Source organism: Candidatus Rhodobacter oscarellae (genome assembly GCF_001078595.1).
Taxonomy (GTDB): Bacteria; Pseudomonadota; Alphaproteobacteria; order Rhodobacterales; family Rhodobacteraceae; genus Rhodobacter_B; species Rhodobacter_B oscarellae.
This window is the reverse complement of record NZ_LFTY01000002.1, coordinates 681,528-704,553: the sequence shown is the minus strand read 5'-3', so window position 1 is coordinate 704,553 and position 23,026 is coordinate 681,528. Positions and strand designations below refer to the sequence as shown.

The window sequence follows — 23,026 nt, the reverse complement described above, 5'->3', positions numbered from 1 at the left end:
ATGGTCAACCAGGAGTGGTGCCATGCCTTTTAGAGACGACTCAACCCTTGCCGTGCCCTTCGAGTTCCTCGATGCCGTGTCGCATTCCGAGGGCGTGGAGGCCGTTCAAAAGACCGTGGTGGAGTGGCTGCCGCAGCTTCTGCCCGCCCAGCGCGCCTCGAGCAACTTCGTGGACGGGGATCGCATGATCACCACCACGCATTGGACCGACCTGCGCGCCGACCCGCTGGACCTGACCGACCGCGAGACCACGCGGAACTCGCCGCGCGCGCATATCATGAAGACCAGGGAGCGACGGATCCTGTCCGACCAGGACCTGGCGCAAAGCAACATCCCGATCTTCCAAAAGCTGCACAAGGCAGGGCTGCGGTCGCTTATGCTGGTGCCGATGATCAGCGGCGGCGAGGCCGTGGGCATGCTGAGCGTCGGGCATTCCGAGCCCGACCGGTACAACGCGCAGCACGGGATGATGCTGCAGATGATCGGCAAGTGCATCTCGGCGCAGCTGCGGCTGATGCAAGAGATCCGCAACACGGCCCGGCGGGCCGAGACCGACGCCCTGACCGGGCTGGCCAACCGCGCGCGGCTGATGCGCGTGCTGGACGGGCCCGGCGCGCTTTCGCAACAGGACAGCTCTGGGCGCATCGTGGGCGTCCTGCATATCGACCTCGACCACTTCAAGGAGGTCAACGACACGCTGGGCCATGCCGCGGGCGACGCCATTCTGAAACACGCCGCCAAGGCGATGCGCGAGGCCGTTGGCCCCAAGGACCTGGTGGCCCGCATCGGCGGCGACGAGTTCATCGTCGTCAGCCGCACCGACCCGCAGGGCCAGCAGATCGGCAAGCTGAGCAAAAAGATCGCCGCCGCGGTGTGCAAGCCGCTGCGCTTTGGCGATGTCGAGGCCAGCGTCGGCGCGAGCGTCGGCATCGCGCTGGCCACCGGCGACGACCTAAACGCCGAGCGCCTTATCGGCAACGCCGACATCGCGCTCTACCAAGCCAAGCGGCACGGGCGCGGCCGGGTGCGCGCCTTCACCGCCGACATGCGCGCCGCCACCGAGCAGCGCGTGCGGCTGCTCTCTGACCTGCATGAGGCGGTGGAGACCCGCGCCTTCGAGCCGTATTTCCAGCCGCAGGTCTCGCTAAAATCCGGCAAGTTCAACGGCTTTGAGATGCTGGCCCGCTGGCCGCATCCGGAACTGGGGGTCCTGGATACCGGCAAGTTCCTGGACCTGGTGAACGAGGCCGGCCTGGCCGAGCAGATCGACGCGATCGTGCGCCGCAAGGGGCTGTCGGCGCTGCGTGACCTGCGCAAGATGGGCTGGGACGAGCCCAGAATGGCCTTTAACGCCTCGTTCAAGACGCTGGACAGCAAGGACCTGGTCGAGACCCTGCTGGACGACGTGTTGGAGTTTGGGCTGCACCAGATGGATCTGGTGGTCGAGCTGCGCGAGGCCGATATCATCGAGCTGGGGCGGCTGCGGGCCTTTGAGATCATCCAGCAGCTCAGCGCGGCGGGCTTTAGCGTTGAGCTGGACGATTTTGGCGCGGGCCTGGCCTCGATGGCCACGCTGGCGCGGGTACAGGTCAGCGGCATCAAGCTGGACGGGTCCATGATCGCCTTGCTGCCCGATAAGCGCGCCACGATCATCCTACGCTCGGCCATCCGGCTGGCGCGCGACCTGCGCCTGCAGGTGATCGCCGAGGGCGTGGAGCATGATGCGCAGCTGGACCAGCTGCGCCGCCTGGGCTGCGACGCCGCGCAGGGCTACCTTATCTCGCAGCCCCTGCCCTTCGGCGAATTGGTGCAGTTCATAGACGGAAAGCCAAAGCACAAGGCCGGATAACGCCGTGCTTTGGTCGCTGTCGCGTCTTGGCTGGGACGCCGAGGGGCGCGATGGATGCTATTCCGCCGCTTCCGCCGGGCCTGAATCGTCGCTCGTAGGCGCAGGCGCGGGCTCCGTCGCGGGCGCAGGCGCAGGCGCGGCCTCTGCCGGCTTCTTGCGCGGGCGGCGGGTGCGCGGCTTGGGCGCGGGCTTGCTTTCGGGTGTCTCCACCAGCCCGGTATCGGCGCCAGCATCCACGTCGGGGCCGTCGACCACGTCGAGCACGGGCTGCGGTACGGAGGCGAGATCGGGCTGCGGGGCCGCGTCAGGCTGTGGCGCCGAGCCGGGATCCGGCTGGCCACCGCCCATAGCGGGCTGCGGCGCGCTGTCGGGCTGCGGTTGTCCACCGCCGCCGCCGCCCTGCTGCTGGTTGCCGCGCTGATCGTTGCGATCCTGGTTGCGCTGCTGCTGGCGCTCGCGGTGCTGGGCCTCTTGCGCCTCGCGGCGGGCCTCCTGCTCGCGCGTCGCCTCGGCGAGCATCCTGGTGTAATGCTCGGCGTGCTGCTGGAAATTCTCTGTTGCGACACGGTCACCAGAAAGCTGCGCGTCGCGCGCCAGCTGGTTGTACTTGTCGATGATTTGCTGCGGCGTACCGCGCACCTTCCCCTCGGGACCCGAGCTATCAAAAACCCGGTTTACGACATTCCCGACGGAACGGTTGCGGTTCTGCTTCGACCGCGAACGTTGCTTAGACGATCTCATTGGTTATCTTGCTATCCGGCCTTTGTTTGGCTGCGTTGCTGCCTAACCCAGTCGCGCGCTTACGATGCGATGGGCCGCGAGGCCCCTGGGTAGAAAATGTTCGGCATAAGCGCGCTTTGGGCAAGTGCCCCCAGGCTGCGCTTGTGGTCGAGTAAACATCTCTTCCCGCATATGACAAGGCAAATCTTACAGATTTGATTAATTTGCGGCACGAAATGCAGGATTGTCACGCGGATTTCGGCATTCTGGCGCCGACCACCCGATCCCTACCGTCCAGATCGGCATGCGTCTCAACCTTTTCAAGCCCCGCCGCGCGCAAAAGCTGCGAGACCGCGTCGGCCTGGGTCGGCCCGATCTCTAAAAGCACCCGCCCGCCGGGGGTCAGATGGTCGGCCAAGCCGCCCGCGATCTTGCGATAGGCGCCCAGGCCATCGCCCTCGTCGGTCAGGGCCATGCGCGGGTCATAGTCGCGCACCTCGGGCGCCAGCCCGCCCATCTCGTCCGCGGCAATATAGGGCGGGTTCGACACGATCAGGTCATAGCGCCCGCCCACATCGTCCCACCAATCCGACATCGGCAGGGTGATCCGGTCCGCCACGCCGATGGCCTCGGCGTTCTGGCCCGCGATCAGCACCGCCTCGGCGCTGTCATCGAAGCCCACGCCGCGCGCCTCGGGGCGCTCTGCCAGCAGCGAGATCAGGATGCAGCCCGAGCCCACGCCCATGTCCAGCACCTTGCGGAAGGGCTCTTGCAGGGCCAGCTCCACCAGGATCTCCGTCTCGGGGCGCGGATCCAGCACATCGGTCGTGATCAGGAAGTCGTGCTTCCAGAAGGCCCGCCGCCCGATGATCTTGGAGACCGGCATGCCCTGCTTGCGCGCGGTCAGGCATTCGTCCAGCCGGCGCTGATCGGCGGTCGAGCCTAGTGGCTCATCCGGCATCAGCGACAGCTGCATCGGGTCGATGCCCCTCACCTTGGCCACGAGGGCGCGCGCGTCGCGCTCGGGCGTGGCGATGCCCGCCGCGCGCAGCTCGGAGGTGGCCCAGGCCAGCGCCTCGCGCAGGGTCACGCCTCGATCTCGGCCAGCATCGTCGCCTGGGCGTCCGAGATCAGCGCGTCGATCACCTCGTCCAGGTCGCCCTGCATCACCTGGTTCAGGCTGTAGAGCGTGAGGTTGATGCGGTGGTCCGTCATGCGCCCCTGCGGGAAGTTGTAGGTGCGGATGCGCTCGGAGCGGTCGCCCGAGCCCACCTGGCTGGCGCGATCCGCCGAGCGCTCGCTGTCGATGCGCTGGCGCTCCTGGTCGTAGAGCCGCGCCTTGAGCACGTTCATGGCGATCTCGCGGTTGCGGTGCTGGGATTTCTCCGACGAGGTCACCACCAGCCCGGTGGGCAGGTGGGTGATGCGCACCGCCGAATCGGTGGTGTTGACGTGCTGCCCGCCGGCGCCGCTGGCGCGCATCGTGTCGATGCGCAGGTCGTTCTGGTCGATCTGGATGTCCACATCCACCGCCTCGGGCAGCACCGCCACGGTGGCCGCGCTGGTGTGGATGCGCCCGCCGCTCTCGGTCGTGGGCACGCGCTGCACCCGGTGCACGCCGCTCTCGTATTTCAGCCGCGCGAAGACGCCGGAGCCCGCCACATTGGCCACCACCTCTTTGACGCCGCCCAGCTCGGTGGCGGCCTCTTCGATGATCTCGAACTTCCAGCCCTGGCCCTCGGCGTAGCGCTGGTACATGCGCAAAAGGTCGCCCGCAAAGAGCGAGGCCTCGTCGCCGCCCGTGCCGGGGCGGATCTCTAGGATCGCCGAGCCCGCATCGGCGGCGTCCTTGGGCAGCAGGGCCAGGCGCATGGATTGCTCCAGCTCCGGCAGGCGCGCCTTCAGCTCTGGCAGCTCCTCCTGCGCGAGCTCTGCCATCTCAGGGTCGCCGAGCATCTGCTCGGCCTCCCCAATATCGTCCAGGAGCTGGCGATAGCTGCGGATCTCTTCGACCACGGGGCGCAGGTCGGCATATTCCTTGCCGAGCGCTGCGATGTCGCCGCTGCCGGCCGCCATCGCCGCCTCGAGATACTCGAAACGCTCGGTGATTTGGGCGAGTTTTTCTAATGGAACCATGGGCGTGACATGTGCCGAAAGGGGCGGAGTGCGTCAAGGGTAGCGAAGTCTTCAGATTTATGGCTATAGTGGTGACCATGAAAGGCGTATTGATGGCGTTTCTGCTATTGCCCAACGCGGCGATGGCACAGGGCAAGTCGATGGCAGAGCTTTACCCGCCCCTGCCGGGCGTCGAGTATTACTGCACCGACAGCCATGGCGAACGGGTGGAACTGGGCCAGGTGATCTGCGTCTCGGCCAGCTGCTCCACCTGGATGGCACGCTGCGAGATGACCGCCTCGAACCGCATGGCAATGTGGCGCAAGATGCAGGATGGCTGCCCGATGGCCTCCGCAGGGACTGTGCTGGAGCGGTTGCGCCGCGCAAATTTCTGATATCAGAAATTTGCCAAACTCTTCAAAGAGTTTGCCGCCGCGGCGCTCCAAGAGCCGAACCTAGAAAAGCGGCACATCTGAACCCAAGCGGGACCCATTTCCTTACAAGGAAATGGCAAATCTCTTGGAAGAGATTTGTCCCGCCAGACGCAATGTCAGAGCCCGTATAGCTCGGAGAACTTCGCCTCCAAGTAGCCAAGCAGCGGCTCCACCGACGGCTCGGAACCGGTCGCATGGATGATCGTATCCCGCGGCTCCCGCAAAGCGCCGAATTGTTGCAGATGCTCCCGCAGCCAACCCGTGGCCGCAGAGCTGTCCCCCGCCGCAAGCTGCCCGTCGAGATCCGGCACCGCGCGGCGCAACGCCTCATGAAGGCAGCCCGCATAGACATTTCCCAGGCTGTAGGTGGGGAAGTAGCCAAAGAGCCCCGCCGCCCAATGCACATCCTGCAGCACGCCATTGGAGGGCTTGTCCACCGCGACGCCGAAATCCGCCTCGAAGCGGTTGTTCCAGGCCTCCGGCAAGTCGTGCACATCCAGGTCGCCGGCCACCAGCGCCCGCTCCAGGTCGAAACGCAGCATCACATGCAGGTTATAGTGGATCTCATCCGCCTCGGTGCGGATGTAGCCGCGGCGCACGCGGTTCACCGTGCCATAGAAGGCCTCGGCGTCACCGATATTGAGATCCGCGAACTGCGCCCGCATCCGCCCGAAGAGATGCGCCGAGAAGGCGCGGCTGCGCCCCAGCTGGTTCTCGTAGATCCGGCTCTGGCTCTCATGCACGCCCATGGACACGCCCTGGCCCAGCGCGGTCAGCCGATGCGCCGCATCGACCCCCTGCTCGTAGGTGGCATGCCCGACCTCGTGGATCGTGGAGTAGATGCAGTTGAAAGGATCGCCCGAATCGGTGCGCGTCGTGATGCGCACATCCGCGCCGCTGCCCGAGCTGAACGGGTGCACCGCCTTGTCGATGCGCCCATGGGTCATATCGTACCCGAAAGCCTGCGCCACCTCGGTAGAGAGCGCGATCTGCGCCGCCTCGGGGTAGTCTCCCGTCAGCGCGGCGGGCTGCCGCTCGGCGCCCAGCACCTTATCTGACAGGGCCACCAGGCGCGGGCGCATCGCGTCAAACATTGCCGCGATCTCGGCGCCGCTGGTGCCGGGCTCGTAATCCTCAAGCAAAGCGTCATAAGGATCGCCGCCCGACGCCAGGGCGGCCGCCTCTTCGCGGCGCAAGGCGATGATCTCGGCCAGGGTGGGCGCGAAGCCGTCATAATCCTCCGCGGCGCGCGCCTTGGCCCAGACGCCATGCGCCAGGCTGGTGGCGCGGGCCAAGGCGGCGGCAAGCTTTGCGGGGACCTTGCTGGCGCGCTCAAAGCTGCGGCGGATCTCGCGCAGGTTGGCGCGGCCGGTGTCATCCAGGGCGGCAGGATCAATAGCGGCCAGCCACTCCCCGATGCGCGGGTCCACGCGGCGGGCGTGCAGCACGCCCTCCATCGCGGCCATCTCCTCGCCGCGCTGCGCAGCGGCGCCGGCGGGCATCATGGTTTCCTGGTCCCAGCCCAAGCGCCCTGCGACCGCGCCGAGGGCTTGGGTCTCGCGCACGAACCCCATCAAGTCGTCATAGTTGGTCATCACACTTCCCTTACAGATTGCGCCAGCGGAAACTGCGCCCGGTGCCGCAGTCGCAGCACCAGCACCCAGAGCGCCACCGCCCCGAGCTGGTGCAGCAGCGCCAGCCCCAAAGGCGAGGAATACATCACCGTCACCACGCCCAGCACGATCTGCAGGAGCGTCATATGCAGCATCGCCGTCGCGGAGACCCTGCTTTTGCGGTAGGACGAGCGCCGCGCCACGAACCAGACCCGCAGCACCACCGCCAGCGTCAGGTAGCCCCAGACCCGGTGGATGAACTGCACCGTGCCGTCATTCTCAAAGAGGTTGCGCCAGACGGGCTGGATCTCCCACATGCCCGGCGGGAAGAGCCCGCCCGCCATGAGCGGCCAGTCGGTATAGCTGCGCCCCGCGTCAATGCCCGCCACCAGCGCGCCCAGCAGGATCTGCACAAAGACCACCCCGATCAGAAACGTGCCATGTCCCTGCAAACGCGGCTCGCGGGCGCGGCGCGCCTGCATGAGATCGCGCTCGGGGCGCGACAGGTGCAGCATAAACCAGGCGATCAGCCCCAGGATCACGAAGGCCAGCCCCAGATGCGTCGCCAACCGGTAGCTGGCCACGTCCAGCATCGTGCCGGTCAGCCCCGAGGACACCATCCACCAGCCGATCGCGCCCTGCGCCCCGCCCAGCGCCCCAAGCGCCAGGAGCCGCGGTATCCAGCCCGTGGGGATCCGCCGCGTGGCCAGAAAGAAAAAGAACCCGGCCGCCCAGACCAGCCCCACCAGCCGCCCCAGCTGGCGGTGCCCCCATTCCCACCAATAGATCACCTTGAACTCGGCGAGACTCATGCCCTTGTTCTGCAGCTGATATTCCGGGATCGCGCGGTACTTCTCGAACTCGGTGTCCCAGGCCTCGGCGCTCATCGGCGGCAGCGCGCCAGAGACCACGTTCCACTCGGTGATCGACAGCCCGCTATCGGTGAGCCGCGTGAGCCCGCCTATCGCGATCATCAGCACCACCATGGCGAAGAGCACCGCCAGCCAGGCGCGGATCATCCTGCGGGCCCCGTCCGTGCCGCGGTCGATCAGCCCCGCCGCGGGCTTGGCGGTCTCGGCGGGCGCCTCGGCGCCGACCTCCTCGAAGATGGATCGCTTTTGGGTCATTATGGGGCTTTCTTGCTTGGCTCTGCGTTACCTAGCTTTCCCGGACCAGGTCTTCAACGTTGCCGCGTCGTTGCGGCTTGCGGCGGGACGGATTGCCGCGGTCTGGAAGTATGGGGTTTGGGGGGCGGTGAGTATCTGGCGTCCCGGTCTTGATCCGGGGCCTCTACCTTGAGCCAAGCGCAACGCGGGCAGCGGCCGACCTGGAGGTCGCTTGCGCTACGGCTCTGTGTGGCGAGCGATCTTCCAAAACGCTAGCGTTCCAATGGGTTGTGACGTTGCAAGAGCGGCCTCCTGGGGGAGGTCGGCCGCTGCCCGAGGCAAGCTCGGGCGGTCGCACTGCTTGGGTTTCGTTGCGTCTGGGGTCGGCAGTCGTTGTCGGGGCGGCGGGTTTCTATTGCCCACTCCAGGCCAGAACCCTGCCTACCCGCGCTCCTTCCAGCGCACCATCTGCCGCATAATCCCATGCAAGAGCTGCACATCGGCCCGGGTGAGCGGCATGCGGCTCCATAGGTTGCGCAGTGTGACCTTCATGCCCTCGGCCTTCGCCTCTGGATAGAACATCCCGGCGGCGTCGAGCTGCGCCTCGTAATGCTCGGCGAGCTTTTCGACCTCCACCCCCGTCGCCGGTTCGGTCTTGGCGTAGTCCACGCGGTCCGCGGTGATCTCGGCGGTCTGGCGGCGCCATTCATAGGCGGTCAGCAGCGCGCATTGCGCCAGGTTCAGCGAGGCGTAGCCGGGGTCCACCGGCACCGAGATAATCGCGTTCGCCCTTGCGATGTCGTCATTCTCGAGCCCCGCGCGTTCTGGCCCGAACAGAACCGCCACGCGCTCGCCCGCGGCGATCTTGGCCGAGGCCTCGCCCATTGCGGCCTCGGGCGTCAGCACGCGCTTGGTAAGGCCGCGGGGTCGCGCGGTGGTGGCATAGACGGTGGTGCAATCGGCCAGGGCAGCGGCGGTGTCCTCGGTGACCATCGCGGCGTCCAGGAGCCGCCCGGCGCCGCTGGCCATGGCCACGGCCTTGGGGTTCGGCCAGCCGTCCCGCGGCGCCACGATCCGCATGTTATCCAGGCCGAAATTCGCCATGGCCCGCGCGGCGGCGCCAATGTTCTCACCCATCTGGGGGCGCACTAAGACAAAAATGGGCTGCATATCGGCCTTCTCCACAAGCCCGCGGGGAGATACGCGCCTCCGCCCCCAAGGGCAAGCCGCATAAGCCACGCGTTGCTTCGCCCCGCCGGGACGCCTATAGGGACCGAAACCACGACGGAGCCACCCATGGCGGACGCAGAGCACCCCCAGATCTACCTCATCACCCCGCCGGAGTTCGCCCTTTCGGGCTTTACCCAGAGTTTGGCGCGGGTTCTCGACACGGTCGAGGTGGCCTGTCTGCGCCTGGCGCTGTCCACCGCAAACGAGGATGACGTGCTGCGGGCCGGGGACGCGCTGCGCGAGGTCGCCCATGCCCGCGACGTGCCCCTGGTGATCGAGCGCCACGTGCAGATGGCCGAGCGCCTGGGCCTGGACGGCGTTCACCTGACGGACGGCGCGCGCTCGGTGCGCGAAGCGCGCAAGGCCCTTGGCGCGGACGCCATCGTCGGCAGTTTCTGCGGCGCATCGCGCCATGATGGCATGGGTGCGGGCGAGGCTGGCGCCGATTACGTCGCCTTTGGGCCAGTTGAGGCCGGCGCGCTTGGCGATGGCCGCGCGGCGGAGCATGAGCTCTTTGCCTGGTGGTCGGAGATGATCGAGGTGCCCGTGGTGGCCGAGGGCGGGTTGACGCCCGACGCCGTCGCCGCGCTGTCGCCGGTCGCGGATTTTCTAGGCATCGGCCAGGAGATCTGGGGCGCGGATGACCCCGCCCAGGCGCTGCAGAGCCTAGTCGCCCGGATCTAGCTCTTCAAACCCCGCGCGCACCGCCGCCTCTGCCGCCGTGGCCAAGGCCTTGCGGTCGGCGAACTCCGCTGCCTTCAGCGCTGCGTGGTACCGCACCGCGACGCCGCCCGGCGCGCCCGAGGCCAGCAGCTTGAGCAGGTGCGGACCGAAATCCATGTCGCCCCACCAGCCATAGTATCGCGGGTCGAGACCCGCCGGCGCCGCGTAGCGCACGGAAACCGGCTGAATGGCCAGGTCCTGCGGCGCATCCCGCGTGAAGAAGGCCGCAAAAAGCGTTGACTTAAAAGGCAAAACCCGCGCGCCGTCGGTGGACGTCCCCTCTGGAAAGAACAGCAGGTGATGCCCGACGCGCAGCCGGTCCTCGAAGACGCCGCGCTGCGCGCGCGCCTGCATTGGGTCACGCGAGATGAACACCGTGCCCGTTGCCCGCGCCAGCCAGCCGATGCCGGGCCACCCCGCGACCTCGGATTTTGACACGAAATACACACGCGAGGAGGCGTTCAGGACAAAGATGTCCAGCCAGGAGGAATGATTGGCGACCTGCCCGCCCGCGCCGCGCAAGGGCTCACCGCTTACGGTCAGGCGGAGCCTTAGGATGCGCAGCGCCGTGCGGCAAACGAACTGCGTGATGTAGGGCGTCCAGGGGCGCGCCGCGCCGTGCAGCGGGCGCTCCACCAGCCGCAGCAGCAGCAGGAGGGCGAGGCAGCCAAACACCACCACCGCAAGCGCGCCGCCCCGCAACGCCACGCGGGCCCAGCCCAGCGGCGTGATCCGCGACCCCGTCACCGGCGCGTCTGCGGAGCGCCAGGTCGTCACAGCTCTAGCGGCGCGGCGCTGTAGCGCGCCTGGGCCTTGTTGGGCATCCGCGCCACGTCCAGGATCATGCAGACATCGGTGGTGTTAAAGGCGTGGTCCACCCAGGCGCCATCGCCGACCACCCCGCCCAGGCGCAGATACCCTTTGATCAGCGCCGGCACGCGCAGCACGGTGTCGCGGCGATCCAGATCGCGGGCCGCCAGAATATCCATCCGCTGCCGCGCTTGCCCCTTGGCGCGCACCCGCAGATCCGCGGGCGCAAGGTGGTTATGGTGCAGATAGGATAACGGGCCCGAAAGCGCCGCGACATCCGTTCCATGGAACGAGGCCACGCCGAACATCAGCTGCGTGCGCTGCGCCCGCGCATAGGCGGCGAGCCCCAGCCAAAGCTCGTGCATGGCCGTGCCGCCGCGATAGGCCGGGTGCACGCAGGAGCGGCCCAGCTCGAGCAGCCGCAGCCCCGTGGCCCGCAGCGGGTCGAGGTCAAACTCGCCGGCGGAATAGAACTCTTGGCCGTTTTTGAGGCGGTCCTGGGCGAGCAAACGATAGGTCCCGACCACGCGGTCGCCCTTTGGTCTATTCGCATCCATCAGCAATAGGTGGTCCGAGACGGCGTCATATTCGTCACGCTCCAGGCGCAGCCGCTGCTCTGATTCCGGCGCCCGTCCGCCAAGTTCCTCTACGAAGATCGTATACCTAAGGCGTTGAGCGGCCTCCCTTTCAGCGGCGCTCTGCGCGATTTTCAGTTGAAACTGGGGATCGGTTTCGGACATGTTTCCTTAGGCCCAAAGAGTGTCGCGACGTTCATATTGTGGGCACGCTCGGCTTGCAATAATGCCACATTATCTTAACGACACGTGGCGTTGATAAGGATATGTTAACTTTGTTTGTGGACGAAGGGCAAAATGCGCGGGTCACAGATGCTCGAGCAGCAACTCAACGAAACGGCCATCAATAACGACTTTGCCTTGATGTTCAAAATTCACCGTTATCCGTTCCGCAATGTTGGACTGGACCTGCCCCAGGCCCCAGCCCGGCTCGGTCGGATGGCGCACAAACATGCCGGGCTCCAGCAAGGCGTTTAACCCGGCACTCATGCCGCAGGCTCGCAAGGAACAGCCATGACTTCGCCAACAAATAACATCGCGGCCCTCCTAGGCTCTCGCATCTGCCACGATCTGGTATCCCCAATCGGCGCCATTTCCAATGGCGTTGAGCTGTTGCAGATGTCGGGCGACGCCAGCGGGCCGGAAATCGAACTGATCCATGAGAGCGTCGAGAACGCCAATGCCAGGATCCGGTTCTTCCGCATCGCCTTCGGCGTTGCCTCGCCGCAGCAGGTGGTCGGCGCCAACGAGGTCCGCGACATCCTCACCAGCCTCACGCGCAACACCAGGATGGAGATGGACTGGCAATCCGCCGCCGATCACACCCGGGCGGATGTGAAGCTTATCTTCCTGCTGCTGCAGTGCTTTGAGGCCGCCATGCCCTGGGGCGGGCACATCACCATCACCCATAGCGGCGGGACCTGGCAGGTCAGCGGCACCTCGGACCGGATGAAGATCCGCGCCGAACTTTGGGACGCCCTGCAGAACAAGAACCAGAACGCCGAGATCAGCGCATCGGAAGTGCAGTTCCTGCTGCTGCCCGAGCTTTTGGCCATGGCCGGGCGCAGCTTGCAGCTTGAGGTCAGCGAGACCGGGATCACCGCGCGCTTTTAGGCCTCACCCCAGATTAGACGTCAGAGCGCCGATGGCGGAAGGCGGCTGGCTTACCCTGCCGCCGCCCACCGCGGCGGCCACCCCCGTGGTGCGCGGGCTGGAGGTCGGCATCCCCCGCGCCACCCGAACGGCGAGATAGGCAAATGCCTGCGCCTCGAGCATGTCGCCATTAAGGCCCACCGCCTCCACCGGCTCCACCGGGCAGGGCAGCGCCGCCGCCAAACCGCCCATAAGCGCCGCGTTATGGCGCCCGCCGCCGGTGACCAGAAGGCGCGCGGGCGGCGCGGGGCAATGCTCCATGCCCTTGGCGACCGAAGCCACGCAGATCGCCGCCAGCGTCGCCAGCGCGTCTTCGGCGCTTTGCTCTGGGGGCAGCTCGAAGGCGGATGAAAAGTCGTTCCGGTCTAGAGACTTCGGCGGCATTCTTGAGAAATAGGGATGGTTTAGGAACGCCTCGACCCGCGTTTGATCCGCGGTCCCGGAGGCCGCAAATCCCCCCCCGTTGTCATAGCGCGCGCCAAGATGCGCTTGCGCATAGTCATCCATCGGCGCGTTCGCGGGGCCGGTGTCGAAGGCCAGGCAGGCCTCCTCCACGGGCAGGCTGGGATCGAGCCAGGTTAGGTTGCCCACGCCTCCCAGGTTCAGGATCGCGACCGGAACGGTCGCCCCCGCCCAGCGCGCGCAGGCGTGGTGAAAGAACGGCGCCAGGGGCGCGCCCTGCCCGCCCAGCTGCACGTCGGCGGTGCGGAAGTCCCAGACAACCGGACGCCCTAGGACCGCCGCCAGCACCGCGCCGTCCCCGGCCTGGTGGGTGCCCCGCCCGCCGGGGTCATGGGCCAGGGTCTGGCCATGGAAGCCCGCAAGGTCGCAGTCAAAGCGGCTGAGCAGCTCGGCATGGGCGGTCTCGACCACCTCTGCGGCCTCGGCCACCCCCGCCGCGCCCGGCCAGCGCCCCTGGGCTGCGCGGATCAGACCGCGTTCGGCCTCGGAATAGGCGCGATAGCCGCTCTCGCCGAACTCGAATATCTCCTCGCCATCGGTGCGCAGCAGCGCCGCGTCCACCCCGTCCATCGAGGTCCCTGACATAGCGCCCAGCGCCCAAACCGGCCCGTCAATCTTCATGGCTTCCCCTCCGTTCCTACGCTGAGTATACCACGCCAAAACCATGGACTGACAGCGCATGACCTACCACCCGAAATCCGAGTTCCTGACCGAGCTCTCCGCCCGCGGCTTCATCGCGGATTGCACCGACCTGCAAGGGCTGGACGCGCGGCTCTATGGCGGCGTGATCACCGGCTATATCGGGTTCGACCTAACGGCCACCAGCCTGCATATCGGGAACCTGGTGCAGATCATGCTCTTGCGCTGGCTGCAGAAGACCGGGCACCGCCCGATCACGCTGATGGGCGGCGGCACGACCAAGGTGGGCGATCCGTCGGGCAAGGACGAGATGCGCAAGATGCTGTCGCTGGACCAGATCAACGCCAACGCCGAATCGATCCGCCAGGTGTTTGCGAAATACATCTCTTACGGCGACGGGCCCACCGACAGCCCGCTGGTCAACAACGCCGAGTGGCTGGACAAGCTGGGCTATATCGATTTCCTGCGCGACATCGGCAAGCACTTTACCATCAACCGACTGATGGCGTTCGAGAGCGTGAAGTCGCGGCTGGACCGCGAGCAGGCGCTGAGCTTTATCGAGTTCAACTACATGCTGCTGCAGGCCTATGACTACCTGGAGCTGCACCGCCGCTACGGCTGCTGCTTGCAGATGGGCGGCTCGGACCAGTGGGGCAACATCGTCTCGGGCGCGGACCTGATCCGCCGGGTCGAGGCGACGGAGGCCTTCGGGCTAACCACGCCCCTGGTGACCCGCGCCGACGGCAAGAAGATGGGCAAGTCGATGGACGGCGCCGTCTGGCTGAACGAGGACATGATGAGCCCCTACCAGTTCTGGCAGTGGTGGCGGAACGTGGACGACGCGGATGTGGGCAAGTTCCTCAAGCTCTTCACCGAGCTGAGCGTCGAGGAATGCGACCGGCTGGGCGCGCTCGGCGGGGCCGAGATCAACGACGCCAAGGTGATCCTGGCGGACGCGGTGACCACGCTGAACCATGGCGCCGATGCCGCCGCCGCGGCGCAGGCCACCGCCCGCGAGGTCTTTGAGAAGGGCGGCGTGGGCGACGACCTGCCCAGTGTTTCGCTGAGTGCCGCGGAGCTCGGCGAGGGCATCTCTGTGGTGCAGCTTTTCGTGCGCGCGGGCCTCGCCAAATCCGGCAAGGACGCCAAGCGGCTGATCACCGAGAACGGCGCGCGAATCGATGACGTTTTGGTAGAAAACGCTGGTCTGATCTTAAGCGCGTCGGACCTTCAGGAACCGCTGAAGCTCTCGGCCGGGAAGAAGCGCCACGCGGTCGTAAACCTGGAAGGCTGATTTAAATCAATCAGGTGCAGACCGTTCTGCATCATGTAATTCTCAGGCGACGACCTGCCCAGTGTTTCTCTGAATGCCGCGGAGCTCGGCGAGGGCATCTCTGTGGTGCAGCTTTTCGTGCGCGCGGGCCTCGCCAAATCCGGCAAGGACGCCAAGCGGCTGATCACCGAGAACGGCGCGCGAATCGATGACGTTTTGGTAGAAAACGCTGGTCTGATCTTAAGCGCGTCGGACCTTCAGGAACCGCTGAAGCTCTCGGCCGGGAAGAAGCGCCACGCGGTCGTAAACCTGGAAGGCTGATTTAAATCAATCAGGTGCAGACCGTTCTGCATCATGTAATTCTCAGGCGACGACCTGCCCAGTGTTTCTCTGAATGCCGCGGAGCTCGGCGAGGGCATCTCTGTGGTGCAGCTTTTCGTGCGCGCTGGCCTCGCCAAATCCCGCAAGGACGCCAAGCGGCTGATCACCGAGAACGGCGCGCGTATCGGTGACGTTTTGGTAGAAAACGCTGGTCTGATCTTAAGCGCGTCGGACCTCCAGGAGCCGCTAAAGCTCTCGGCTGGGAAGAAACGCCACGCGGTCGTAAACCTGGAAGATTGATTTAAATCAATAAATTAAAGATCTTTCTTTATCTTAACATTCACACTTGAACATTACAATTGTTGTATAAAAATCGCACCCGCACAGCGAACCTTTGAGCCATTTGGTTCAGGCCCGCCAATCCCCGAGAGTTCCCCTAATCAGCCGCAACAGAATCGCAATCTAGCAGCGGGAATACAGCATGCGGAACCTTACGAAATCGATCGTCATCGCGGGCCTCACCTTGGCCCCCTTCTCTGTTCAGGCAGAGGGCCTCTACGGCTACACATCCCTGGGGATGACCGCCAATGACGTCACCGACGACGGCGCGGCCGAAGGCACGTCCAACGGTCTGAAGGGCACCGGTGTGGTGGGCTACAGCTTCACCAACGGGATGTTCTTTGAGGGCGAAGGCCTTGTCCAATTTGCGTCCGCCGGACCAAACACCCCACAGAACAACGACTCCCTCTCAAGCGGCAATGTGCTTGGTTTCCGGGCAGGCCAGACCTTCGGCAACGCCTCTGCGGAACTCGCCTTTGGCATCGCGCAGGGCGTCACCGACGAGGGCTCAACGGATCGTCACTATATCGCTCTTGGCGGCGGCTATGCGTTCAACGAGCAGTTTAGCGCGACCGGCTTGCTCGGTTACCTCGATGGCACCGGTGGCACCGATCGCGACGGGCTGGACGGTATGCGCCAGCTCACGCATGTCGCGTTGGGACTGGAGTACCTGGCCACCGATCAGCTTGGGGTCAACTTCGGCGCCGCCTATGGTGAAGGCATCATGGACAATGGCATCCCGGAAGATATGGACGTGACGCAGGTTTGGCTTGGTGCCGATTACGCCGTGAACGACGCAATCGACCTCTATGGCAAGGTGAGCTGGTTGGAGATCAATCAGGCAAGAGAGGACGACGTGACCCAAGAGACCCGCGTTGAGATTGGGTTGCAGTGGACCTTCGGCGCCACCGAATCCCGCCCCAGCCGCACGCGGCCCGATCTTCCCGACTATTCCGATTGGCTGGCCCTGTCGGCTGGCGTGACCGAATAAGTCACCCCGCAGAAAGAACCGGTTAAAGGGGGCCTCAGGCCCCCTTTTTTCTGTCCTGCGCGACAAGCCGCTGGGCCTGCGCGGCGGTGACCTCTCGGGCGGCGACCATGCTGGCCGCGATCCTATCGACCTCGGCGCCGACGGCCCCCGCCGCGATGGCCAGGTTGCGCGCGTGCAGCGCCATATGCCCGCGCTGGATGCCCTCGGTGGCGAGCGCCCTAAGCGCGGCCATGTTCTGCGCCAGCCCTACGGTGGCGATCACCTCGGCAAGCTCCCCCACGGTCTCCACCCCCATCAGGGCCAGCGCCGCCTGCGCGCCGGGATGGGTCTTGGTCGCGCCGCCAACCAGGCCCACGGCCATCGGCAGCTCGATCTCGCCGGTCAAGCGCCCCTCGGCCACCCGCCAGCGCGTCAGCGCCGTATAGCGCCCATCCCGCGCCGCAAAGGCATGCGCCCCGGCCTCAATCGCGCGCCAGTCGTTACCGGTGGCGAGCACAACGGGGTCGATCCCGTTCATGATGCCCTTGTTATGCGTGGCGGCGCGGTAGGGGTCGACCTCAGCAAAGACGCAGGCCTCCATGATGCCCTGCGCCACGCGCGCGCCCGTAAAGCCCTCCATATCGAGGGCCCCCTCCGGCAGGGTGACCCGCGCCCGCACCAGCCGCCGGTCGGCGAGGTTCGACAGGATGCGCAGCCGCGCCTGCCCGCCGGTCAGCCGCTCGGCCAGGGGTGCGACCGCCTCGGCCATCGTGTTCACCGCGTTGGCGCCCATTGCGTCGCGCACATCCACCAGCAGATGCAGAACCAGCATCGGCCCCACACCGGTCTCGGCAAAGGCGTGAACCTCGATGCCGACGCAGCCCCCACCCAGGCTGACAAGCACGGCGTCTCGGGCGTTCGCGGCGGCGATGATCTCGGCCTCTGCCGCGCGTAGTGCAGCCTCCCCCGCCGCCAGATCGGCAACACCCAGGATCTGGACCTGCCCGCGCATGACCGGCGCGTCCGCCTCGGCGATGAACCCGCCGTGGTCCCGCGCGATGCGCGCCATGTAAGAGGCCGCCGCGACCACGGACGGCTCTTCGACCGCCATCGGCACCAGCATCTCGCGCCCGTTCACGACGAAATTCGTGGCCACGCCCACGGGCAGCTCGAACGTGCCAACGACGTTCTCGATCATGCCGTCGGCCAGGGTCACCGGCAGGCCCGGCGCCCCTGACAGCGCTCCCAACGCCCCCTGCCCCAGCCCCGAGGCGACCCGCGCCGCCTCCAATCTGCCATCCGGCGCCAAATCTCGCATGCCTTTGATGCGCGATGTCTTTTGGGCCATGCCCGCCTCCCTCATTCACCTTGTCTCAAATACGCATATGCGCATCAAAAGCGAAAGACGCCCCGACAGCCAGTGCGCGTCGCCTCAAATCTTGCTTAAAAAGAGAGCGCCCGGTAGGGCACATTTTGGTAACAGCCCGCTGAGGCTGGCGGACCCTAGTTCAACATCCATTCGCCATCGGGAAAGAAGGCGTGGAAGGCGAAGGCGAACATGACGTCATGCGGCACATCATCCCCGCTGGCATCGCGCACCCGGATCGTGCCCACGTCCTTGCCTTCACCGATGCGCGCCGAATCAAGCGCCGAGGCCTGCCCGGCGGCCCAGCTCAGCGTGATCCCCGCCTCAGAGACCTCCCCCGCCGCCGCCAGCCGGGTGATCGGCCAGGCGCGCGCGCCCACGCGCACCACCCGCACCAGGGGCGGGATGTCATGCGGCGGCATCTCGCCACTAAAAAGGAACGGCCGGTGCGCGCTGTCATAGCTCACATAGGGGTTGCGGCCATAGCTGCGCCGATAGGGCGGCTCGGCCATCACCAGCCCGTCGGGGTTGCGGTTCTTGAACTCGGCCCAGCTTTCCATCCAGGTCGGCAATTGCACCAGCCGATCGCCGGTATGCACACCCACGATCCCCTCGCCCACGGCCTGCTGCCACCAGCTTTCGGTCTCGCGGTCATACATCACCATATCAGAGTTGCGCAGCTTGCCCGAGACGCCAAAGCTGCGCAGCTCGCCATTGACGCGCCGGTCGAAGGTGATGCCGGAATTGCAAAGCGGGCAGAAGGTCACCGCCACCGGCACCCCGCCCACCGTGTCGTTGACGATCTCATGCCAGGTCAGATATCGGATCGGATAGGCGCGCGGCGCGGCGCCGTCGATCTCGACGGTGATCACCGGCTCGCGCTCTGCGATGCGGCTCTCTTGGTCGGCACGGATGAACTGCGGGTCCGAGAGCGCCGGGATGCCGTCCTTGGGCGGCCCACCGGAAAGGATCTCGCCCCAATTCTCGACAGACGTGGTCGCAAAATCGGTGTTCGGCCATTCATGCTGCCAGAATTGCGGGCTGGCCTCGGGGGGCGACGCCAGGGCCAGCGATAGGGCCGCCGCCGCGATGATATGCCTTGCGCGCATGGGAATTCCTCCTCCATTGCGCGCAAACTGGCAGGCCTTGGCCGGTCCGGATAGCCCCGCTCACGCGGGTTTGACCGAACCGGCGCGAGGCTTTACTCGGTGACGGTCACCGACACCATGTGGTCGGGCTCGCCCGTCACGCCGACGGTCGAGCTGTCGCCGCGCTTGATGTCATCCAGCACGTCCAGACCCTCGGTGACGCGCCCAACAACGGTGTATTGGCCGTTCAGAAACGCGCCCTCAGCGAACATGATAAAGAACTGCGCATCAGCGCTGTTTTCTTCTTGGCTGCGAGCCATGCCGACCACGCCGCGCTCGAACGGGATGTCCGAGAACTCGGCGACGATAGTGCCCAGATCCGAGCCGCCCGTGCCGGCGCGTGAGCGCGCGCGGGGATCAAACTGCTCGACTACCTTGCCATGCTGCCCGTCGCCGGTCTGCGCCATGAAGCCGTCGATCACCCGGTGAAAGCAGACGTTGTCATAGGCGCCCTCGCGCGCCAGCTCCTTCATGCGGTCGCAATGCATCGGCGCGACATCTGGCAAGAGCTCGATGGTGACGGTGCCGTCCTTCAGCTCGATCAGGATTGTGTTCTCGGGGTCTTTGATTTCGGCCATCTTGGTCCTCATGCGTAAAGTTGCGGCAACTTAGGCGGGGGAGCGCGAAAGGGAAACCCCGCTGTTGACCTTCGCGGTGAAATGGCGTGCAAGGCCCGCAAGGCAAGCATTGGAGGCCATCATGGGCTGGAAAACGCTCGACGATATGGAGCTGGACGGCAAGACCGTCCTGACACGCGTGGATATCAACGTGCCCATCGAGGACGGGAAGGTCACCGACACCACCCGGATCGACAGGATCCTGCCCACAATTCGCGATATCCTCGGCGCGGGCGGCAAGCCTGTGCTGCTGGCGCATTTTGGCCGCCCCAAGGGCGCGCGCGTGCCGGAGATGTCGCTGCAGATCGTGCGCCCCGCGCTTGAGGCCGCCCTTGGCGTCCCGGTGCGCTTTGCCGAGGACTGCATTGGCGGCCCCGCCAAAGAGGCCGTCGCCGCCCTGCCCGCCGGCGAGGTGCTATTGCTGGAGAACACGCGCTACCACGCCGCCGAGACCACGAACGACCCGGTCTTTGCCGCGTCCCTCGCCGCGCTGGGTCAGGTCTATTGCAACGACGCCTTCTCTGCGGCGCATCGCGCGCACGCCTCCACCGAGGCCGTCGCAAAGCTGCTACCCTCTTGCGCAGGGCGGCTGATGCAGGCCGAGCTGTCGGCGCTGGAAGCCGCGCTTGGCGACCCCGCGCGCCCGGTGACCGCCGTTGTGGGCGGGGCCAAGGTCTCGACCAAGCTCGACCTTCTGGGCAACCTCGTTGCCAAGGTCGACCGCCTGGTGATCGGCGGCGGCATGGCCAACACCTTCCTGGCCGCCCAAGGCGTGGCGATTGGCAAATCCCTGGCCGAGCACGAGATGACCGGCACCGCCAGCGAGATCATGGCCGAGGCCGAGGCCGCGGGCTGCCGCATCATCCTGCCCGTCGACATTGTGGTCGCCCGGGAATTCGCCGCCGGGGCCGCGCATGAGACCTTGCCGGTCGACGCCTGCCCCGAGGACGCGATGATCCTGGACGCGGGACCAGATACCGTGGCCGCCGTGGCCGAGACCCTGCAAAGCTCGAAGACGCTGATCTGGAACGGCCCGCTTGGCGCCTTCGAGATCGCGCCCTTCGACGCCGCCACCAACGCCGCCGCACAAGCTGCGGCGGGGCTGACCCGGGACGGCGCGCTGACCTCTGTTGCGGGCGGCGGCGACACAGTGGCGGCGCTTAACCAGGCCGGTGCGGCAGATGATTTCACCTACATCTCCACCGCGGGCGGCGCGTTCCTGGAGTGGATGGAAGGGAAAACCTTACCCGGAGTCGCGGTATTGGAGTCTTGATTTAGGCAAGCCGATCGGGCCTAGATCGGGATGTCATTTCCGAACATAGGATTATCCGATGCGCCGTTTGCTGTTCTCCGCCATAACCGCCGCAGCCCTGCCTGGGCTCGCCGCCGCGCAAGAGCGGCCCAGCCTTCTGGACTTCTTCTCGTTTGACATCCTGGCGCAGCGCATTCTGCAGTCGGGCGTATTGGCGCTGCGCACACAGGTGGATCTGCAATACTCTGATATGTCGGTGGACATCTTCACCGGCAAGGTGACCTTGCTGGATATTGCCGCCTGGCCCTACCCCGACTGGGACCAAGAGGGCACCTGCAAGGTAGAGGTCGATCGCGTGACCCTGCGCACCGGCGCCCTGGACCAGCCCGACCGGCTGCGGCTTAAGATGCAGCTCAGCGGCCTGAAGATGCCCGGCAGCTGCCTGCCCAGACCAGCCCAGGAGGGCCTGAAGATGGCCGGGCTTTCGCGCGTGGACGTGCCGCGCCTGACGGTCGAGTTTGACTATGGCCTGCCCGCCTCGGACGCCGTGATCCGCGCCCACGCCTGGGTCACGGATGTCGCCACGGTCGATGTTGCGGCCGAATTCTCGTATCTCTTTGTTGACGGGCGCGACGACATCGAAGAGCCCCTGCCTGTCATGTTCCTGAGCCACGCCTCAGCTGCCATCGAGAATCGCGGGATCTGGGAGGCGCTCAAGCCCCTGGTGCCGCCGCCCTTCACCGGCGAGGGCGCCGGATTGGTCATCGAGGGCGGCCTGGGGGAACAGATGCTGCGCGAGAACCGCCCGCCCGAAGGCGGCGGCGAAAAGCAGCTGACGGAAAGCCAAACCGCGTTCCTAAAATCGCTCGCCACCGTCTGGCCGGCATTCTTGGCAAGCCCCGAAACGCTGGTGCTGGAGACCTCGTTTGACGGCGACGTGTTCCTTGACCTCGAAGAGATGGACGGCGATCTGGCGTTGGTCTTTGACACGTTGATGCCCATCGCCAGCCTCGCGCCAAGCGCACGCCAGGACATGCTGCCGACCGATCTGCTTCTGGCCGCGCGAGATGCGCCCGACGGCCTCTCGCCAGAGGACCTGCGCCGCGTTGGTATCGCGTTTACAACGGGCGTGGGCGCACCGCAGAATCGCAGCGCCGGGATCCAGTTGCTGAACGATTTCGCCATGCAGGGAGACGCCAAGGCCGCGATGGTCATGGCCGAGGCCATCGCAGACGCCGAGCCCGAAAGCGCCTATCGCTGGGCTCTGCTTGCAGGCCGCGGCGGCGAGATCGGCGCAACGGCCCTGCTGGACCGGATCGAAAAGAAGCTGCCTCTGGCGCGCATATTAGAGCTGCAGGACGATGTGTCCGGCAATGACCAGCTTGACCGTGACGCCCTGGCCGAGATTTCGATGGTCCGCGAGAAGGCCGCGATGCGCCTGTCGGGGCGCGGCTTGGCGCGGTCTTACGGGTTTGCCGCCATGTGGGCGATGATCGGGTCTGCGGCCGGTGACGCAGAGTCGGGTGACATGCTTAATGACGTGCTGGAGCGCGTTCGCCTCGGCGGGGCCTCCGACGCCTGGCGCGACATCGAGACGCGCGCCAGCACCATCGCAACCGAGCTCTGGCTTAGCGAGGACCTGCCGGCGCGCTACGGTAGGAACTAGCGCCCTAGGACATAACTGCTTTTTCAAGCGCCTTGCCCAAACGGGGAAGGCGCGCCTTCTTAAGCAAGGCGCGGATGGGCTGGGCCGAGCCGGACAACGCCTCCGCCTGTTGCCGCACGGGCTCGATTGCCTCTGACACCGTTTGTGGGTTCTGGTGGTACATCCCCAAAAGGAACTCATCGGGGTGGATCGCCTCGACGCTTTCCATGGCCAGGGTGGTGCGCGGAAAATCACGCAGGTTCAGGGTGATCACGGCCGCCGCATCGCCCGCAATCGCGCTGGCCAGCACATGCCGGTCATTCGGATCAGGCAGCCAGAGCCTGGCCTCCAATGCGCCGTAATCCGGGACAATCGCATCGGGCCAAGAGCTTCGCAAAAGCGCAATCTCGCCACGCGCAATAAGCTCGCCATCGGGGCCAATCTTGCGCGCGGCGCGGGCCCATTCCTCTAAGATCCGTTCCGACCACACCGGCACAAAAAGGCCCGCTCTCGCGGTGGCCAATGTAACCTCGCGCATCACCGTTGGATAAAGCACGCAGGCGTCCAGAAGAGCTGTGCGTTGCGGTGCCACTAGGTGTTCGAAAGCCCATGGGAGCCGCTGCAGGCCCATGGAATTCTTCTTAATTCGTTAACGTGGCGCCAGCGC

Annotated in this window: 23 protein-coding genes and 1 pseudogene; 10 read left to right on the top strand and 14 right to left on the bottom strand. The window is 66.0% G+C overall.

What is annotated here, in order from left to right; all coding sequences use genetic code 11:
• Nucleotides 1-22: 22 nt before the first annotated feature.
• Nucleotides 23-1,849: a putative bifunctional diguanylate cyclase/phosphodiesterase gene (locus AIOL_RS08435; protein ID WP_160314429.1), complete on the top strand. Its 1,827-nt coding sequence runs from the start codon at nt 23-25 to the stop codon at nt 1,847-1,849.
• A gap of 57 nt (nt 1,850-1,906) precedes the next feature.
• On the opposite strand, the gene AIOL_RS08430 is transcribed toward AIOL_RS08435, so the two are convergent.
• The 3 genes from AIOL_RS08430 to prfA all read right to left on the bottom strand — a co-directional run bounded on the left by AIOL_RS08430 (nt 1,907) and on the right by prfA (nt 4,705).
• Nucleotides 1,907-2,590 (bottom strand): DUF4167 domain-containing protein, encoded by a 684-nt coding sequence (locus AIOL_RS08430; protein ID WP_049642577.1) that lies wholly within the window; start codon nt 2,588-2,590, stop codon nt 1,907-1,909.
• Between the two features lie 226 nt (nt 2,591-2,816).
• The gene (prmC, locus tag AIOL_RS08425) at nt 2,817-3,659 is read right to left on the bottom strand and encodes a peptide chain release factor N(5)-glutamine methyltransferase (RefSeq protein WP_049642576.1); all 843 of its coding nucleotides are present in this window, start codon (nt 3,657-3,659) and stop codon (nt 2,817-2,819) included.
• On the bottom strand, nt 3,656-4,705 hold the full coding sequence (gene prfA / locus AIOL_RS08420) for a peptide chain release factor 1 (RefSeq protein WP_049642575.1): 1,050 nt from the start codon (nt 4,703-4,705) through the stop codon (nt 3,656-3,658). The genes prmC and prfA overlap by 4 nt, the downstream gene beginning before the upstream one ends.
• A gap of 92 nt (nt 4,706-4,797) precedes the next feature.
• Between prfA and AIOL_RS08415 the strand changes: the two genes are divergently transcribed.
• A complete protein-coding gene (locus AIOL_RS08415; RefSeq protein ID WP_049642574.1) occupies nt 4,798-5,079 on the top strand; it encodes a hypothetical protein in 282 nt (93 codons plus the stop codon).
• A 155-nt stretch (nt 5,080-5,234) separates the two neighbouring features.
• Here the strand turns inward: AIOL_RS08415 and AIOL_RS08410 are convergent, their stop codons facing one another.
• The 3 genes from AIOL_RS08410 to AIOL_RS08400 form a co-directional block, all read right to left on the bottom strand.
• Nucleotides 5,235-6,713 (bottom strand): carboxypeptidase M32, encoded by a 1,479-nt coding sequence (locus tag AIOL_RS08410; protein WP_049642573.1) that lies wholly within the window; start codon nt 6,711-6,713, stop codon nt 5,235-5,237.
• Nucleotides 6,713-7,858 (bottom strand): heme A synthase, encoded by a 1,146-nt coding sequence (gene ctaA / locus AIOL_RS08405; protein WP_049642572.1) that lies wholly within the window; start codon nt 7,856-7,858, stop codon nt 6,713-6,715. The genes AIOL_RS08410 and ctaA overlap by 1 nt, the downstream gene beginning before the upstream one ends.
• 420 nt (nt 7,859-8,278) lie before the next feature.
• Nucleotides 8,279-9,007, bottom strand: a complete 729-nt coding sequence (locus tag AIOL_RS08400; protein ID WP_049645336.1) for an RNA methyltransferase — start codon at nt 9,005-9,007, stop codon at nt 8,279-8,281.
• A 126-nt stretch (nt 9,008-9,133) separates the two neighbouring features.
• Here AIOL_RS08400 and AIOL_RS08395 point away from each other — a divergent pair, with 126 nt between their 5' ends.
• Nucleotides 9,134-9,751 carry a thiamine phosphate synthase gene (locus tag AIOL_RS08395; protein WP_049642571.1) on the top strand — a complete coding sequence of 206 codons (618 nt, stop codon included), beginning with the start codon at nt 9,134-9,136 and terminating at the stop codon, nt 9,749-9,751.
• Here the strand turns inward: AIOL_RS08395 and AIOL_RS08390 are convergent.
• The 3 genes from AIOL_RS08390 to AIOL_RS24285 all read right to left on the bottom strand — a co-directional run bounded on the left by AIOL_RS08390 (nt 9,734) and on the right by AIOL_RS24285 (nt 11,664).
• On the bottom strand, nt 9,734-10,567 hold the full coding sequence (locus AIOL_RS08390) for a lysophospholipid acyltransferase family protein (RefSeq protein WP_049642570.1): 834 nt from the start codon (nt 10,565-10,567) through the stop codon (nt 9,734-9,736). The two genes, AIOL_RS08395 and AIOL_RS08390, sit on opposite strands and share 18 nt — an antisense overlap.
• On the bottom strand, nt 10,564-11,340 hold the full coding sequence (locus AIOL_RS08385) for a GNAT family N-acetyltransferase (RefSeq protein WP_049642569.1): 777 nt from the start codon (nt 11,338-11,340) through the stop codon (nt 10,564-10,566). The genes AIOL_RS08390 and AIOL_RS08385 overlap by 4 nt, the downstream gene beginning before the upstream one ends.
• 141 nt (nt 11,341-11,481) lie before the next feature.
• Nucleotides 11,482-11,664, bottom strand: coding sequence for a DUF3553 domain-containing protein (locus AIOL_RS24285; RefSeq protein ID WP_082152481.1), 183 nt, complete (start codon nt 11,662-11,664; stop codon nt 11,482-11,484).
• Nucleotides 11,665-11,688: 24 nt separating this feature from the next.
• On the opposite strand from AIOL_RS24285, the gene AIOL_RS08380 reads away from it, so the two are divergent.
• The gene (locus AIOL_RS08380; RefSeq protein WP_049642568.1) at nt 11,689-12,288 is read left to right on the top strand and encodes a histidine phosphotransferase family protein; all 600 of its coding nucleotides are present in this window, start codon (nt 11,689-11,691) and stop codon (nt 12,286-12,288) included.
• A 3-nt stretch (nt 12,289-12,291) separates the two neighbouring features.
• Here AIOL_RS08380 and AIOL_RS08375 read toward each other — a convergent pair whose 3' ends face one another.
• On the bottom strand, nt 12,292-13,410 hold the full coding sequence (locus tag AIOL_RS08375; protein ID WP_049642567.1) for an anhydro-N-acetylmuramic acid kinase: 1,119 nt from the start codon (nt 13,408-13,410) through the stop codon (nt 12,292-12,294).
• A gap of 58 nt (nt 13,411-13,468) precedes the next feature.
• Here AIOL_RS08375 and tyrS point away from each other — a divergent pair, with 58 nt between their 5' ends.
• The 4 genes and pseudogenes from tyrS to AIOL_RS08355 all read left to right on the top strand — a co-directional run bounded on the left by tyrS (nt 13,469) and on the right by AIOL_RS08355 (nt 16,352).
• Nucleotides 13,469-14,722, top strand: coding sequence for a tyrosine--tRNA ligase (gene tyrS, locus AIOL_RS08370; protein ID WP_049642566.1), 1,254 nt, complete (start codon nt 13,469-13,471; stop codon nt 14,720-14,722).
• A gap of 45 nt (nt 14,723-14,767) precedes the next feature.
• A pseudogene (locus tag AIOL_RS08365) lies at nt 14,768-15,022 on the top strand (tyrosine--tRNA ligase); the annotation flags it as partial.
• A 102-nt stretch (nt 15,023-15,124) separates the two neighbouring features.
• A complete protein-coding gene (locus tag AIOL_RS08360) occupies nt 15,125-15,322 on the top strand; it encodes a hypothetical protein (RefSeq protein WP_049642564.1) in 198 nt (65 codons plus the stop codon).
• A 181-nt stretch (nt 15,323-15,503) separates the two neighbouring features.
• Nucleotides 15,504-16,352, top strand: coding sequence for a hypothetical protein (locus AIOL_RS08355; RefSeq protein WP_049642563.1), 849 nt, complete (start codon nt 15,504-15,506; stop codon nt 16,350-16,352).
• A gap of 34 nt (nt 16,353-16,386) precedes the next feature.
• Here AIOL_RS08355 and AIOL_RS08350 read toward each other — a convergent pair whose 3' ends face one another.
• The 3 genes from AIOL_RS08350 to AIOL_RS08340 form a co-directional block, all read right to left on the bottom strand.
• Nucleotides 16,387-17,679: a hydroxymethylglutaryl-CoA reductase, degradative gene (locus AIOL_RS08350; protein ID WP_200898743.1), complete on the bottom strand. Its 1,293-nt coding sequence runs from the start codon at nt 17,677-17,679 to the stop codon at nt 16,387-16,389.
• A gap of 155 nt (nt 17,680-17,834) precedes the next feature.
• The gene (locus AIOL_RS08345) at nt 17,835-18,806 is read right to left on the bottom strand and encodes a DUF3179 domain-containing protein (RefSeq protein WP_049642561.1); all 972 of its coding nucleotides are present in this window, start codon (nt 18,804-18,806) and stop codon (nt 17,835-17,837) included.
• A gap of 92 nt (nt 18,807-18,898) precedes the next feature.
• Complete coding sequence (locus AIOL_RS08340; RefSeq protein ID WP_082152788.1) at nt 18,899-19,423, bottom strand: peptidylprolyl isomerase; 525 nt, start codon at nt 19,421-19,423, stop codon at nt 18,899-18,901.
• A gap of 121 nt (nt 19,424-19,544) precedes the next feature.
• Here AIOL_RS08340 and AIOL_RS08335 point away from each other — a divergent pair, with 121 nt between their 5' ends.
• Nucleotides 19,545-20,735, top strand: coding sequence for a phosphoglycerate kinase (locus AIOL_RS08335; RefSeq protein WP_049645334.1), 1,191 nt, complete (start codon nt 19,545-19,547; stop codon nt 20,733-20,735).
• A 58-nt stretch (nt 20,736-20,793) separates the two neighbouring features.
• Nucleotides 20,794-22,380 (top strand): hypothetical protein, encoded by a 1,587-nt coding sequence (locus tag AIOL_RS08330; protein WP_049642560.1) that lies wholly within the window; start codon nt 20,794-20,796, stop codon nt 22,378-22,380.
• A gap of 4 nt (nt 22,381-22,384) precedes the next feature.
• Here the strand turns inward: AIOL_RS08330 and AIOL_RS08325 are convergent, their stop codons facing one another.
• A complete protein-coding gene (locus AIOL_RS08325; RefSeq protein ID WP_268760194.1) occupies nt 22,385-22,951 on the bottom strand; it encodes an RSP_2648 family PIN domain-containing protein in 567 nt (188 codons plus the stop codon).
• Nucleotides 22,952-23,026 lie beyond the last annotated feature (75 nt).

Coding starts and splice junctions, on each gene's coding strand:
- AIOL_RS08435 (WP_160314429.1), top strand. CDS start 23: ATGCCTTTTAGAGACGACTCAACCCTTGCCGTGCCCTTCGAGTTCCTC.
- AIOL_RS08430 (WP_049642577.1), bottom strand. CDS start 2,590: ATGAGATCGTCTAAGCAACGTTCGCGGTCGAAGCAGAACCGCAACCGT.
- prfA (WP_049642575.1), bottom strand. CDS start 4,705: ATGGTTCCATTAGAAAAACTCGCCCAAATCACCGAGCGTTTCGAGTAT.
- AIOL_RS08415 (WP_049642574.1), top strand. CDS start 4,798: ATGGCGTTTCTGCTATTGCCCAACGCGGCGATGGCACAGGGCAAGTCG.
- AIOL_RS08410 (WP_049642573.1), bottom strand. CDS start 6,713: ATGACCAACTATGACGACTTGATGGGGTTCGTGCGCGAGACCCAAGCC.
- ctaA (WP_049642572.1), bottom strand. CDS start 7,858: ATGACCCAAAAGCGATCCATCTTCGAGGAGGTCGGCGCCGAGGCGCCC.
- AIOL_RS08400 (WP_049645336.1), bottom strand. CDS start 9,007: ATGCAGCCCATTTTTGTCTTAGTGCGCCCCCAGATGGGTGAGAACATT.
- AIOL_RS08395 (WP_049642571.1), top strand. CDS start 9,134: ATGGCGGACGCAGAGCACCCCCAGATCTACCTCATCACCCCGCCGGAG.
- AIOL_RS08385 (WP_049642569.1), bottom strand. CDS start 11,340: ATGTCCGAAACCGATCCCCAGTTTCAACTGAAAATCGCGCAGAGCGCC.
- AIOL_RS24285 (WP_082152481.1), bottom strand. CDS start 11,664: ATGAGTGCCGGGTTAAACGCCTTGCTGGAGCCCGGCATGTTTGTGCGC.
- AIOL_RS08380 (WP_049642568.1), top strand. CDS start 11,689: ATGACTTCGCCAACAAATAACATCGCGGCCCTCCTAGGCTCTCGCATC.
- AIOL_RS08375 (WP_049642567.1), bottom strand. CDS start 13,410: ATGAAGATTGACGGGCCGGTTTGGGCGCTGGGCGCTATGTCAGGGACC.
- tyrS (WP_049642566.1), top strand. CDS start 13,469: ATGACCTACCACCCGAAATCCGAGTTCCTGACCGAGCTCTCCGCCCGC.
- AIOL_RS08355 (WP_049642563.1), top strand. CDS start 15,504: ATGCGGAACCTTACGAAATCGATCGTCATCGCGGGCCTCACCTTGGCC.
- AIOL_RS08350 (WP_200898743.1), bottom strand. CDS start 17,679: ATGGCCCAAAAGACATCGCGCATCAAAGGCATGCGAGATTTGGCGCCG.
- AIOL_RS08345 (WP_049642561.1), bottom strand. CDS start 18,806: ATGCGCGCAAGGCATATCATCGCGGCGGCGGCCCTATCGCTGGCCCTG.
- AIOL_RS08340 (WP_082152788.1), bottom strand. CDS start 19,423: ATGGCCGAAATCAAAGACCCCGAGAACACAATCCTGATCGAGCTGAAG.
- AIOL_RS08335 (WP_049645334.1), top strand. CDS start 19,545: ATGGGCTGGAAAACGCTCGACGATATGGAGCTGGACGGCAAGACCGTC.
- AIOL_RS08330 (WP_049642560.1), top strand. CDS start 20,794: ATGCGCCGTTTGCTGTTCTCCGCCATAACCGCCGCAGCCCTGCCTGGG.